The following is a 13,371-nucleotide window of genomic DNA, read 5'->3' as shown; positions in this document are numbered from 1 at the left end:
GCAGGACCATTGGGGCCGCCGGCCGGCGAGGGCGTCGGCGCCCCGCCGCGCTGCCGCACCCCCGGGTACGTACGTCGTCGGTATGCGGGCGGCGCCCGGCACGCGGGCGAGACCCGGCGGGCAGGCGAGGACCCGGCAGGACGACAACGCCCGGCACCCAGGCGAGGCCGGCGGGAAGGCGGCGCCCTGCGGGCAGGCAGCGCCCGGCACGAAGACAACGCCCGGCACCCAGGCGAGACCGGCAGGAAGGCGGCGCCCTGCGGGCAGGCAGCGCCCGGCACCCGGGTGAGGCCCTCACGCGGGCGGGACCCGATACGCGGGCGGCGCCCGGCACCGGGTGGGGCCCGGCACCCGGGTGGGGCCCGGTACGCGGGGGAGGTTCCGCCCTGCGGCGTGCCGCGTTCGCGAGGCCTCCCGCGGCCTCCCGCGGCGGAGCGGCCCGCACGGGGCCGCCGTGCCGCGGGGCGCGGGCCGGTCCGGCTCAGGCCGACCGTTTCCGGGGCGTCGCCTTCCTGGCAGCGGACTTCTTCGCGGCGGAGGCCCCGCTCCCCGCGGCCGTCGCGCCCTTCGAGGCCGAGGTGCTCCCGGCCGCGGCCTTCCCCGTGCCGCGGGCCGGCTTCGCCGACGGCTTCTTCGCCGCGGCGGACGTCGGCTTCTTCGCCGACGCGGACTTCTTCGCCGAGGCGGCCGCCGGCCTCGCGGCCGCCTTCTTCGCCGACGCCGTCGACTTCTTGCCCGCGGGCTCCTTCGGACTGGTGCGGGAGGCGCGGCGGTGCGGGAGGCGGGTGACGTCGGCGGGTTCCTCCCCGCGGGACTCCTGGGCGGCGCGGACGCTGTTCTCCAGGGCTGCCATCAGGTCGAGGACCGTGCCGCCGGGGGCCGGCCCGGGGGACTCCGGGAGTGCCTCGCCGGCGGCCTTCGCGGCGACGACCTCCTCCACGGCCTCGCGGTACTCGTCGTGCAGGTCCTCCAGGTCGACCTCGCCGAGGGTGTCCATCAGCGCGTCCGCCAGGTCCAGTTCCCTGTCCCGGACCGTGACCGAGGCGTCGGGCGCCACCCCCTCGGGCGCGCGCACCTCGTCCGGCCACAGCAGGCCGTGCATGGCGATCGCGTCGCCGACCACGCGCAGCATGCCGAGGCGCTCGCGGCCGCGCAGGGCGTACTTCGCGATCGCCACCTTGTTGCTGCGCTTGAGGGCCTCGCGCAGGAGCGTGTACGGCTTCGCGGCGGGGGCGCCGGCGGCGGCGAGGTAGTAGGCGGCGTCCATCTGGAGCGGGTCGATGCGGTCGGCCGGGACGAAGGCCACGATCTCGATGGTGCGGGCCGTCGGGATCGGCAGGTGGGCTAGGTCGTCCTCGCTGATCGGGATGATCGTGCCGTCCGCGTCCTCGTACCCCTTGCCGATCTCCGCGGAGGCGACTTCGCGGTCCTCCAGATCGCAGAACTTGCGGTACCGGATGCGGCCGCCGTCCTCGGTGTGGATCTGGCGGAAGGAGATCGTGTGGCTCTCCGTCGCGTTGACCAGCTTGATGGGGATGCTGACCAGGCCGAAGGAGATCGCGCCGTTCCATATCGATCGCACGTGCCGCACCCTTCCCCGCGTCCACCCAGGCGATATCGCCCGATTTCATGTGATTCTCATGGTATGACGCCGATCACCGAGGTGGAGGGGCGGCGGCTCGCGCTCAGCAATCTGGACAAGGTGCTGTATCCGGCGACCGGGTTCACCAAGGGCGAGGTGCTGCACTACTACGCCACGACCGCCGACGTCCTCCTGCCGCATCTGCGGGACCGGGCGGTCTCCTTCCTGCGCTACCCGGACGGGCCCGGCGGGCAGCTGTTCTTCACCAAGAACGTCCCCGCCGGTACCCCCGACTGGGTCACCACCGCCGAGGTGCCCCGGTCGGAGGGGCCGGCCCGGATGGTGCTCGTGCAGGATCTGCCGTCGCTGATGTGGGCGGCCAACCTGGTCACCGAGTTCCACACCCACCAGTGGCTGGTCGGCGCGCCCGACGAGGCCGACCGGCTCGTCCTCGACCTCGACCCCGGCCCGCCCGCCACGATCGCCGACTGCTGCGAGGTCGCCCTGTGGCTGCGCGAGCGCCTGGCCGCCGACGGCATCGAGGCCCACGCGAAGACCTCCGGAGCCAAGGGGCTCCACCTGCTGGCCGGGGTGCGCGGGGCCTCCAGCGCGCAGGTGTCGGACTATGCGAAGGCCCTCGCGGTGGAGGCCGAGCGGGCCCTGCCCCGGCTGGCGCTGCACCGGATGACGCGGAGCCTGCGGCCGGGCAAGGTGTTCGTCGACTGGAGCCAGAACGCCGCTCGCAAGACCACCGCCGCGCCCTACACCCTGCGGGCCCGGCCCGAGCCCCTCGTGTCCGCACCCGTGACCTGGGACGAGGTCGAACGGTGCACGGCGGCGGAACAGCTCGCCTTCGGCGCGCCCGGCCTCGCCGCCCGGCTGCGCGCGTACGGTGACCTGCTCGCACCCCTCCTCGACCCGGAGCGTTCCGCCCCGCTGCCCCACTGACGCCCCGCCGCACGGGAGCACACGCCCCAGGGCGTGTTTCGAAAGTCCCGCCTGCCTGGCGGCGTCTGGCACGCACGCTCGCCGCGTTGTCGGGCTCGCCCCGATACGTCCAGTATCGGGGCGACCCTCCGCCTTGCGATCGCACGCACCAGACGCCGCCAGACCTGCCCTTCGGGCAGACGACGCTACTTTCGAAACACACCCTAGGAGAGCTGGTGCCGCCAGGTGTGCCGGTCCCGGGCCATCGCGTGCAGGGCCTCCACGTCGGCCTGCTTCAGGACGCCGCCGAGCCGCGCCAGCACGCCGACGTCGGTGTCGGGCAGGACGCGGACGCCGCGGGGCGGGGCGGTGACGGCGAGGCGTGCGGTGGGGCCGGCCAGCGCCAGCACCGGGCGGACCTCGGCGGTCAGCGCGCGGGAGGCGCGGTCGGCGGCGGCGCGGACGTGGCGCAGCAGCGGGGCGGGCCCGGCCCGGCCGGCCGTCACCTGCGGGTCGTCGATCAGCACGCGCAGCTTGCGGGCGTACACGGCGTGCACGGCGAACAGGCCGCCCGGACCGATCACCAGATGGTGCACCCGGTCCCCGCCGGGCAGCGGCACGGAGTGCAGGGTGTGCCAGCCGGCGCCCTCCAGCCGGTCCAGGGCGCCGCCGACCGCCTGCTCGGCCAGCAGCGCCCGGCGCCGCGGGTCGGCGCGCAGCCGGTGGGCCGGGCCCGGGGCGCGGTCCAGGGCGACCAGCAAAGCCTCACCGGGCCGGTTCGGGGCGAGGTCGTCGTCCGGATGGAGGGCGAGCCGGACCAGCTCCGCGGGGGTCGGCGGCGGGGGCGGGCCCACCGTGACGGGCTCGGTGAGGAAGGGGGCCAGCACGTCCAGGACGTCGGCCCGCCGGTCCTCTCCGATCAGGTTCACCCGGCCGCTGTCCCGGTCGTACCAGGCGACGTTCCTGCCGTCCGCGAGACACACGTAGAGCCGCTCGCGGCCGAGTCGTGAGATCGGTACGACCCGTAGTCGGCTCATGCGCCACCACCCCCTCGACCATGGGAACAGCCGGGGTGCTCCGGGGGCAAGAACCCGGTTACCGTGGGAAGGAGTTGGGCAGATCCCGTGGTTGGGGAGGCGCCGTTGCACACCCGCAGGAAGCATCCGGACGTACCCGCTCCGCAGCGTCCGTGGGACGAGGTGGTGCCCGGCCTGTGGATGGGCGGGCACGAGGCCCGGGGCCGCTCGGGCCGGCTGGAGACGGTCGTGGTGCGCGACGAGTTCGACCTGGTGCAGACCCTGCTGCGGCTGCCGGGGCACGGCCCGGACACCGGCGTCGAGCACCAGGTGTGGCCCATCCCGGACGGGCCGCTGGACGGCACCCAGCTCGCGGGCGTGATCCGGCTGGCCGAGGCCGCGCAGGACGCCGTGGAGGCGGGCCGCCGGGTGCTGGTGCGCTGCTTCCACGGCTACAACCGCTCCGGGCTGGTCGTGGCGCACGCGCTGGTCGGGCGCGGGAGGTCCGCCGAGGAGGCCATCCGGCTGATCCGGGACCGCCGCTCGCCCTGGGCGCTGCACAACGAGCTGTTCGAGGAGTACCTGCGGGCGGGGCTGCCGACGGCCCGGCTGCTGGAGGAGCTGACGGAGTGACCTCCGCTCCCCCTGAGGCTGACGGAGTGACCTCCGCTCCCCCTGAGGGGGACGCGGGCCCGTCGCGCCGTCGGAGGCTGTGGTGCCGGACGGTTCCCGCCTCGCCGCGCGGCCCGCGGACGAGTCCCGGTCCTGCTCGCGCTCCACGGGCCGGCCCGCCCGGTCCGGCCGCCCCGGCGACGTCGTCCGCCGCGCGACGTCCCGGGCGAGGACGGCCCGGGGATGCGCCGCACCACCGCCCTGAAGGGCGGTGAAGGCGCACGAACCCGGTAGCCCCGGCCCGCCCCGGGACCGCCGCTCCTGCGGGGCGCGGGCCGCGCCGTGGGTGCCTGCCCGGGCGGGCACGGAGTGCGGGGCGGCCGTTCGACGGTTAATAAGGTGTACGGGGCCTGCCTGTCGCCGTCCCGATCCGCTGGAGTCCCGTGCCGCCCCTTCGTCGCCCTTCGCGGGCCCTTCTCGCCGCCGCGGCCGTCGCCGCGCTCGCGGCGGTCACCGCCTGCGGCGACGCGGGCGGGCTGCGTGCCGCCGGGGCGACGCCGACCGCGACCGGCCCGGCGCGGCTCTGGCCCGGCCTGCCGCCCGCCTCCTCGCCCGCCTTCGACTTCGACGAGGCGGAGACCGAGGTGATCAAGGGTGTGCCGGCCGGGCACGGCATCCGGGAGGTCGACCCGGTCGCGGTCGTCCAGGCGGAGATCGACGCCGACCCGAAGCAGTACGCGGGCGACGAGGCCGCCTACCGGGTGACCGCCCGGCGGATGGCCGACTGCGCGGACGGTCCGGGCCGCGGCCGCTGCCCGGTGCTGCGGCCCTACTACCGGGACCTGACCGGGGACGGGCGCGACGAGCTGACCCTGGGCTTCCGGCAGCTGCCCGGCACCCTGACCGCCGTACGCGTGTACACGGTGGACCGGGGCCGACTCGTCCGGGTCATGCACTACGAGGACGCGCTGAGCAGTGTGGAGCTGGCCGGCCACTCGGTGATCGTGCGCTCGCCGTCGGAGGTCGCGGGGTACGAGTACCGGCTGGAGTGGACCTGGGACCCCGACCAGAAGGCGATGCTGCTCACCCAGGACGAGATGCTGCGGACCGGGGAGCGGAGCACCGCCCCGGCCCCCTCCCGGACGGCGGCACCCTCCGCGTCCACCGCACCGGCCCCGGCCCCGCCCGCGGCCTCGGTCACGGCTCCGGACTCGGCTTCGGCTTCGGCTTCGGCTTCGGTCACGGCTTCGGCGGGTGCGTCATGAGGTTCGCCCCGCCCGGCACGCTCGCCGTGAAGGCGGCCGTGTTCATCACGGTGATGTGCTGCGCGCTGGCCGCGCTGCTCGGCGTGCTGGTGCACGTCTCGGTGACCAACCAGACCGTCGGCCAGGCCCGCTCGCTGGCGCTGAACCGGCTGGAGCAGGCGACGGAGGCGTACCGGACCGGGGACACGCCGCTGCCCGGCACGGGCGTGGACCCCGTGGGGCTGCCCACGCGGCTGCGGTCCCTGGCCGCGGACGGCCGGCGCGGCACCATGGTCGCCGACCACCTCGGCCGCCCCACCATGTGGGCGGCCGGTCCGGTGACGGGCGGGCGGGCGCTGGCCGTCCGGGTCGACTACTCGCAGCAGGCCCGCACGATCGACGGCCTGGACCGGGCGATCCTGTGGTCCTCGGCGCTGGCGATCGGGGCGACGCTGCTGGTCGGCGCGCTCGCCGTGCAGCGGGTGACCCGCCGGCTGCACGCGACCGCGCTGGTGGCCCGCCGGATCAGCGGAGGCGACCTGGACGCGCGGGTGAACGACCGGCGCTCGAAGGACCCCCGGCGCCCGCAGGACGAGGTCGCGGCGGTGGCGGCCGCGCTGGACTCCATGGCGTCGAGCCTCCAGGGCAAGCTGCTGGCGGAGCGGCGGTTCACCGCGGACGTGGCGCACGAGCTGCGCACCCCGCTGACCGGCCTGCACGCGGCGGCCGAGCTGCTGCCGCCGGGCCGCCCGACGGAGCTCGTGCGCGACCGGGTCTCGGCCCTGCGCACGCTCACCGAGGACCTGCTGGAGATCTCCCGGCTGGACACCGGGCGTGAGCGGCTGGAGCTGGAGACGGTGGAGCTGGGCGCGCTCGCCGGCCGGGTGGTGCGGGCCGCGGGCGGGCCCGCACGGACGCGGGTCCGCGTCGTACGGGACGTGTGGGTGGACACCGACCGGCGGCGGCTGGAGCGCGTGCTGGGCAACCTCGTGGCCAACGCGCACCGGCACGGGCGCGGGCCGGTGGAGCTGACCGTGGACGGACCGTCGGTGACGGTCCGGGACCACGGGGAGGGGTATCCGGCGTATCTGGTGGAGCACGGGCCGCAGCGGTTCCGCACCGAGGGCGGCTCCCGGGGCCACGGGCTGGGGCTGACGATCGCCCTCGGGCAGGCGGAGGTCCTGGGCGCGCGGCTGTCCTTCTCCAACGCCCCGGACGGCGGCGCCGTCGCCACGCTGAGGCTCCACCAGGAGGGCTGAGGGCAGCCGCCCCGGCGGGGGCGCCCGGGCGCGGACGGACAGACGGCCCGGCGGACACGGGCAGGAACGGACGGACAGACGCCCGGGCGGGCACGGGCAGGTGCCTGCCGGTGCCGGCAGACGCGGGCAGGCACGGGCGAGTGCGGGCGGGTGCCTGCCGGTGCCGGCAGACGCGGGCAGGCACGGGCGGGAGCGCTACGGGCGGGAGCGCTACGGGCGACCGGCCCGGGCTCCGGATGGCCCAGCGTGACGGGCAGCGGTCCGGCCCGGCTCCTAACGTGGCGGTTAGTCAGCTTTCGTTCCCCCTCTCCAGGAGGTTCGCATGTCCCTGCGCTCCCGCTTCGTCATATCCTTGACCGCCGCCGCCCTCGCGGCCGGAGCCGCCGCCACTCCCGCCCTCGCCAACGACGACCGGGGCGGCCGCGGCGGCTACGGCGACCACCGCGAGGACCACCGCGAGGACCACCGCGGGGATCACCGCGACGACCGCCGGGACGACCGGCGCGACGACCGGCGCGACGACCGGCGCGACGACTACCGCGACGACCGGCGCGAACACCACCCGAAGCTGTACAAGGGCCGGGTGACCGCGAGCACGCTGCTGCTGCGCAGCGCACCGAACCGCGGCGGCCAGGTCATCCGGACGGCCCACAAGGGCCAGATCGTGTGGATCTACTGCAAGACGGTGGGCGAGAACATCCAGGGCAACCCGCTCTGGTACCTCCTCCCGGACGGCACCTGGGCCTGGGGCTCGGCACGCTACATCGACAACATCGGGCCCGCGCCGCGCTGGTGCTGACCGGCACGCCGACACCCGGAAGGCCACAAGGCTCGCAAGGAGTCTGCTTTGGGTAAGTTCCGGACATGACGACGGCCGGAACCGGAACCACCGCGACCGCGGCGGACACGCCCGCTCCGGCGGTGCGCCCGTCCCGGCGCCGGGGCGTCGAACTCGCCCTCATCGTCCTCGCCGTCCTGCTGTCGGTGTACGGCTACTGCGCCGTCGGCCTGGCCAGGACCGGCACCGTCCCGCCCGGCGCCGCCGGCTACGGCGCCGGGCTGGGCGTACTCGCGCTGCTGGCCCATCTGGTGGTGCGGCTGCGCGCACCGTGCGCGGATCCCCTGCTGCTGCCGATCGCGGTGCTCCTCAACGGTCTGGGCCTGGTACTGATCTACCGGCTGGACCTGCAGACGCCGGGCGACCCGGCCGCGCTCACCCAACTCGTCTGGTCCACGCTCGGGGTGGCGCTGTTCACCGCCGTCGTCGCGGCCCTGGCCGACCACCGGGTGCTCCAGCGGTACGCGTACGTCTGCGTGACCGCGGCCCTGGGGCTGCTGGTGCTGCCGATCCTGTTCCCCGCCGTGAACGGCGCCCGCATCTGGATCCGGATCGCCGGGTTCTCCATCCAGCCGGGCGAGTTCGCGAAGGTGCTGCTGGCGGTGTTCTTCGCGGCGTATCTGGCCGCCAACCGCGGTGCGCTGGCGTACGCCGGGCGCCGTGTGTGGTGCCTGCAACTGCCGACCGGGCGGGTGCTCGGGCCGATCGTCACCATCTGGCTGGTGAGCGTCGGGGTGCTGGTGCTGGAGCGGGACCTGGGCACGTCGCTGCTGTTCTTCGGGCTGTTCGTGGTGATGCTCTACGTCGCCACCGGCCGCCTCGGCTGGATCGCGGTGGGCCTGCTGCTGGCGTCGCTGGGGGCGGTGGCGGTGGGCTGGCTGGAACCGCATGTGCACAGCAGGATCGAGGACTGGCTCAACCCGTTCGCGTCGATCGAGGCGGGCGACGGCCCCAACCAGCTGTCGCAGTCGCTGTTCGCGTTCGCCGCGGGCGGGATGCTGGGCACCGGTCTCGGTCTCGGCCACTCCGTCCTCATCGGCTTCGCGGCGAGGTCCGACTTCATCCTGGCGACGGCCGGGGAGGAACTGGGCCTGGCCGGACTGTCCGCGATCTTCCTGCTCTACGGGCTGCTGGTCGAACGCGGCTACCGGGCCGGGCTGGCGCTGCGCGACCCCTTCGGGCAGCTGCTCGCGGTCGGGCTCGCCTCGATCGTGGCGCTCCAGGTGTTCGTGATCGCGGGAGGGGTGACCGGCCTGATCCCGCTGACCGGCATGGCCATGCCGTTCCTGGCGCAGGGCGGGTCCTCGGTGGTCACCAACTGGGCGATCACGGCCCTGCTGATCCGGCTCAGCGACTCGGCCCGAAGGCGGCACGACCACGACGGGGCGGGCGCGCGGTGACCCGGCACATCCGGCACGCGGGCGTCCTGTGCGCGCTGCTGCTGCTGGCGCTGCTGGTCAACGCCGCCCGGCTGCAGGTCGTCCAGGCCGGCCGCTACGACGACAGCCCGGCCAACCGGCGCGAGGTGATCGCACGCTACGGCAAGCCACGCGGCGACATCCTGGTCGGCGGGCGCCCGGTGACCGGCTCGCTGGACACCCGCGAGCAGCTCCGCCACGAACGCACCTACGACAACGGCCCGCTGTACGCGCCGGTGACCGGCTACGCCTCCCAGAAGTACGGTACGAGCCTGCTGGAGCGTACCGAGGACGCGGTGCTGTCGGGTGACGACCCGATGCTGACGCCGCTGCCGCTGTTCAACGACCTGACGCGGGCCCGCAGTCCCGGCGGGCACGTGGTGACGACCCTCGACGCGGCCGCGCAGCGGGCCGCGTACGAGGGGCTCGGCGGGCGCACCGGAGCGGTGGCGGCGATCGAGCCCTCGTCCGGGCGGATCCTGGCCCTGGTGTCGTCGCCCTCCTACGACCCGGCGGTGCTGTCGGGCAACGGGCCTGCCGTGACGGACGCGTGGACGCGACTGAACGGGGACCCGGAGCAGCCGATGCTGAACCGGGCGGTGGCGCAGACGTATCCGCCGGGGTCGACGTTCAAGGTGGTGACCGCGGCGGCGGCGCTGGACGCCGGGGTGGTCACGGACCTCGACGCGGCGACCGACTCCCCCGCCCCGTACACCCTGCCCGGTACGACGACCTCGCTGACGAACGAGTCCGACGGCTGCGCGGACGCTCCGCTGCGGGCGGCGTTCGAGTGGTCCTGCAACACGGTGTTCGCCAAGCTGGGGGTGGCGGTGGGGGTCGAACGGATGGCGGCGACGGCCGAGGCGTTCGGCTTCAACGACGCCGCCCTGCGGGTCCCGTTCCCGGTCGCGCCGAGCACCTTCGACACCCGTGTGGACCGGGCGCAGCTCGCGCTGTCGTCGATCGGCCAGTACAACACGAGGGCCACGCCGCTGCAGATGGCGATGGTGGCCTCGGCGGTGGCGAACGGCGGCCGGCTGCGGACGCCGTACCTGGTGGAGCGCACGACGACGGCCCGCGGCACGACGGTGTCCGCCACCGGACCTCGGCCGGTGCGCCAGGCCATGCAGCCGGCGACCGCGACGCGACTGAGGGAGCTGATGCGGGACGTGGTGGAGGAGGGCACCGGCACCAACGCGGCGATCCCCGGCGCGATCGTGGGCGGCAAGACCGGCACCGCCCAGCACGGAGTGGGCAACTCCGGCACGCCGTACGCCTGGTTCGTGTCCTGGGCGCAGGGCGGGCGGGACCTGGAGCCGAAGGTGGCGGTCGCGGTGGTGGTGGAGGACGGGTCGGTGGCGCGCGAGCACATCACCGGGGGCGGGATGGCGGCGCCGATCGCGCGGGCGGTCATGGAGGCGGTGCTGCGCTCCGGGGCGGGCGGGCCGGGCCGGTGAGCGGCGGCGGCCGGCCGCCGGAGCCGCCCCGCCCCGCCCCGGCGTGCCCACGTGCTGAGACGGGGGGTGGGAGACGGGCGGGTGCCGACCTATCGTTCGGTCCATGACGACCGCAGACTCCTTCGAACTCGCCCAGGTCAACCTCGCCCGCCTCAAGTTCCCGCTGGACTCGCCCGAGTTGAAGGACTTCGTCGACAACCTCGACCCGGTGAACGCCGACGCCGAGGCGGCGCAGGGTTTCGTGTGGCGGCTGACGTCCGCGGCGGACGACGCGGCGGACGGCCAGACCGGCGACGCGACCGGCGACGCGACCGGCAACGCGACGGACATCGAGGTCTTCGGCGACTCCTGGCTGATCGTCAACATGTCGGTGTGGCGGGACACCGACGCCCTGACGGCGTACATGTACCAGGGGCGGCACCGGGAGATGCTGGCGCGCCGCCGCGAGTGGTTCGAGCGGGTCCAGGAGGCCATGACGGCGCTGTGGTGGGTCCCGTCCGGTCACCGCCCGACGGTCGCCGAGGCCGAGGCCCGCATCCTCCACCTGCGGACCAACGGCCCCACTCCGTACGCCTTCACGCTGCGGACCTCGTTCCCGGCACAGGGGGCCGCGCCGGTCCTGGGGGACGTGCCGGAGGGTCTCGGCTGCTCCTCGTAGCCGCGTCCCGCCGCACTGCGCAGCACTGCGCAGCCCCGCGCGCGGCGCGGTCCCACGCGGCGCCACCCCGTCAGGCGCCGCCTCCGCCCCGCTGCGCCAAGGCGCCCCGTCGTGAGGCGGGGCGTCACCGCGTGAGGCGGCGGCCCTCCTCGATCGCCTCGTCCACCTCCGCGACGCGCTCCCGCTCCTCGGCGGCGAAGCGCCGGGCGTCCAGTTCCTCCGCGGCCTCCTCGTCCTGGGTCATCAGCAGCTCCAGGTCGGTGTCGCCCATCTCCAGGACGCCCATGTCGACATAGGCCCGCTGGAGGCGTTCCCCCCACAGGCCGATGTCCTTGACGCAGGGGACGATGCGGGAGAAGAGCAGCTTGCGGAACAGGGCGAGGAACTCGGACTGCGCGCTGAGCTCCTCGGCCTCCGCCCGGGGGATGCCGAAGTTCTCCAGCACCTCCACGCCGCGCAGCCGGTCGCGCATCAGATAGCAGCCCTCGATGACGAACTCCTCGCGTTCGCGCAGTTCGGCGTCGGTGAGCTGCTTGTAGTAGTCGCGCAGGGCCATGCGGCCGAAGGCCACGTGGCGGGCCTCGTCCTGCATGACGTAGGCGAGGATCTGCCGGGGCAGCGGCTTGTCCGTGGTGTCGCGGATCATGCCGAAGGCGGCCAGGGCCAGCCCCTCGATGAGCACCTGCATGCCGAGGTAGGGCATGTCCCAGCGGCTGTCGCGCAGGGTGTCGCCGAGGAGTGCCTGGAGGTTGTCGTTGATCGGGTAGAGCATGCCGATCTTGTCGTGCAGGAACCGGCCGTAGATCTCGGCGTGCCGGGCCTCGTCCATGGTCTGGGTCGCCGAGTAGAACTTCGCGTCCATGTCGGGCGCCGACTCCACGATCCGCGCGGCGCAGATCATCGCGCCCTGCTCGCCGTGCAGGAACTGGCTGAACTGCCAGGTCGCGTAGTGCCGGCGCAGCTCGCCCTTGTCCCGCTCGGTGAGTTTCGGCCAGTACCTCGTGCCGTACAGGCTCATCGCCTCGTCCGGCGTGCCCAGCGGGTCGTACGGGTCGACCTCCAGGTCCCAGTCGATGCGCTTCTGCCCGTCCCACTGCTTGTCCTTGCCCTTCTGGTAGAGGGCGAGCAGGCGTTCCCGGCCGCCGTCGTACTCCCAGCCGAAGCGCGCGGCGCCGCTCGCGGGCACCTGCCAGTGCCGTTCTCCGGGGTCGTTGGTGTAGCGGTCAAACGTCGACATGTCTCGCAGATTTGCATGCAGGGGACAGCGAGGCAACGCGTTCTCGGACACAAATCCGCGCGGGGAGTTGGTGCGCGAGGGATTGACGACCTTACTGACAGGCAGTCTCATAAGAGTAGTGACCGGCGGGTAGCCCGCCACGCCCCCGTACGACGAGGTGGATCAGCCATGACGACCGTGACGGAAGCCGACGCGCTGGACGGGCTGCGCGACGCGCTCGGTCTGCTCAAGGACCGCGAACAGGTGGCCGAGCGGCTGCTCGCCTCCTCCGCCAAGCACTCCTTCGACCCGGACCGGGAACTGGACTGGGACGCGCCCTTCGAGGAGGGCAAGTGGTTCTGGCCGCCGGAGCTGGTGTCGCTGTACGACACCCCCCTGTGGCAGCGGATGAGCGAGGAGCAGCGCATCCTGCTCTCCCAGCACGAGGCCGCCGCACTGGCCTCGCTGGGCATCTGGTTCGAGATCATCCTGATGCAGCTGCTGTGCCGCCACATCTACGACAAGTCCGCGACGAGCGCGCATGTGCGGTACGCCCTCACCGAGATCGAGGACGAGTGCCGGCACTCCAAGATGTTCGCCCGGCTGATCAGCCGCGGCGAGACGCCCTGGTACCCGGTCAGCCGCGTCCACCAGAACCTGGGCCGCCTGTTCAAGACGGTCTCCACGACGCCCGGGTCCTTCACGGCGACGCTCCTCGGCGAGGAGGTCCTGGACTGGATGCAGCGGCTGACGTTCCCCGACGAGCGGGTCCAGCCGCTGGTCCGCGGCGTCACCCGCATCCACGTCGTGGAGGAGGCCCGGCACGTGCGGTACGCCCGTGAGGAGCTGCGCCGCCAGATGGTCACCGCCCCGCGGTGGTCGCAGGAGTTCACCCGGGTGACCTCCGGCGAGTTCGCCCGGGTGTTCTCCGTGGCCTTCGTGAACCCGGACGTCTACACCAACGTGGGACTCGACCGGCGCGAGGCCATGGCCCAGGTGAAGGCCAGCGGGCACCGGCGCGAGGTGATGCAGAACGGCGCCCGGCGGCTCACCGACTTCCTGGACGACATCGGCGTCCTGCGCGGCGTCGGCCGCCGCCTGTGGAGGGCCTCGGGGCTGCTGGCCTGAACCCCGCCCGGCCCGG

General features: G+C 74.2%; 12 protein-coding genes. 9 read left to right on the top strand and 3 right to left on the bottom strand.

Annotation, left to right across the window (positions count from 1 at the left end):
* Positions 1-481 precede the first annotated feature (481 nt).
* Positions 482-1,582 (bottom strand): non-homologous end joining protein Ku, encoded by a 1,101-nt coding sequence (ku, locus tag AC5K6T_RS26475; RefSeq protein WP_493212880.1) that lies wholly within the window; start codon positions 1,580-1,582, stop codon positions 482-484.
* A gap of 63 nt (positions 1,583-1,645) precedes the next feature.
* Here ku and ligD point away from each other — a divergent pair, with 63 nt between their 5' ends.
* A complete protein-coding gene (ligD, locus tag AC5K6T_RS26470; RefSeq protein ID WP_493212878.1) occupies positions 1,646-2,530 on the top strand; it encodes a non-homologous end-joining DNA ligase in 885 nt (294 codons plus the stop codon).
* 203 nt (positions 2,531-2,733) lie between these two features.
* Here the strand turns inward: ligD and AC5K6T_RS26465 are convergent, their stop codons facing one another.
* The gene (locus AC5K6T_RS26465; protein ID WP_493212877.1) at positions 2,734-3,546 is read right to left on the bottom strand and encodes a nuclease-related domain-containing protein; all 813 of its coding nucleotides are present in this window, start codon (positions 3,544-3,546) and stop codon (positions 2,734-2,736) included.
* 105 nt (positions 3,547-3,651) lie between these two features.
* Here AC5K6T_RS26465 and AC5K6T_RS26460 point away from each other — a divergent pair, with 105 nt between their 5' ends.
* From AC5K6T_RS26460 to AC5K6T_RS26430, 7 genes are all read left to right on the top strand, one after another.
* The gene (locus tag AC5K6T_RS26460) at positions 3,652-4,158 is read left to right on the top strand and encodes a protein-tyrosine phosphatase family protein (RefSeq protein ID WP_493212875.1); all 507 of its coding nucleotides are present in this window, start codon (positions 3,652-3,654) and stop codon (positions 4,156-4,158) included.
* A 422-nt stretch (positions 4,159-4,580) separates the two neighbouring features.
* Entirely contained in the window at positions 4,581-5,402 is an 822-nt protein-coding gene (locus AC5K6T_RS26455) for a hypothetical protein (RefSeq protein ID WP_493212874.1), read from the top strand.
* On the top strand, positions 5,399-6,640 hold the full coding sequence (locus AC5K6T_RS26450; RefSeq protein WP_493212872.1) for an ATP-binding protein: 1,242 nt from the start codon (positions 5,399-5,401) through the stop codon (positions 6,638-6,640). Before AC5K6T_RS26455 ends, AC5K6T_RS26450 begins: the two co-directional genes overlap by 4 nt.
* Positions 6,641-6,962: 322 nt before the next feature.
* Complete coding sequence (locus AC5K6T_RS26445; protein ID WP_493212870.1) at positions 6,963-7,439, top strand: SH3 domain-containing protein; 477 nt, start codon at positions 6,963-6,965, stop codon at positions 7,437-7,439.
* A gap of 65 nt (positions 7,440-7,504) precedes the next feature.
* The gene (locus tag AC5K6T_RS26440; RefSeq protein ID WP_493212869.1) at positions 7,505-8,878 is read left to right on the top strand and encodes an FtsW/RodA/SpoVE family cell cycle protein; all 1,374 of its coding nucleotides are present in this window, start codon (positions 7,505-7,507) and stop codon (positions 8,876-8,878) included.
* Positions 8,875-10,353: a peptidoglycan D,D-transpeptidase FtsI family protein gene (locus AC5K6T_RS26435; protein ID WP_493212867.1), complete on the top strand. Its 1,479-nt coding sequence runs from the start codon at positions 8,875-8,877 to the stop codon at positions 10,351-10,353. The genes AC5K6T_RS26440 and AC5K6T_RS26435 overlap by 4 nt, the downstream gene beginning before the upstream one ends.
* Before the next feature lie 103 nt (positions 10,354-10,456).
* A complete protein-coding gene (locus AC5K6T_RS26430; protein ID WP_493212865.1) occupies positions 10,457-11,011 on the top strand; it encodes a DUF3291 domain-containing protein in 555 nt (184 codons plus the stop codon).
* A gap of 124 nt (positions 11,012-11,135) precedes the next feature.
* On the opposite strand, the gene AC5K6T_RS26425 is transcribed toward AC5K6T_RS26430, so the two are convergent.
* On the bottom strand, positions 11,136-12,248 hold the full coding sequence (locus AC5K6T_RS26425; RefSeq protein ID WP_493212864.1) for a ferritin-like domain-containing protein: 1,113 nt from the start codon (positions 12,246-12,248) through the stop codon (positions 11,136-11,138).
* Between the two features lie 168 nt (positions 12,249-12,416).
* Between AC5K6T_RS26425 and AC5K6T_RS26420 the strand changes: the two genes are divergently transcribed.
* The gene (locus AC5K6T_RS26420) at positions 12,417-13,355 is read left to right on the top strand and encodes an AurF N-oxygenase family protein (RefSeq protein WP_493212862.1); all 939 of its coding nucleotides are present in this window, start codon (positions 12,417-12,419) and stop codon (positions 13,353-13,355) included.
* Positions 13,356-13,371 lie beyond the last annotated feature (16 nt).

It is taken from the genome of Streptomyces sp. B8-7 (genome assembly GCF_058833805.1).
The sequence above is the reverse complement of the archived record's forward strand: the minus strand, read 5'-3'. Positions and strand labels throughout refer to the sequence as shown.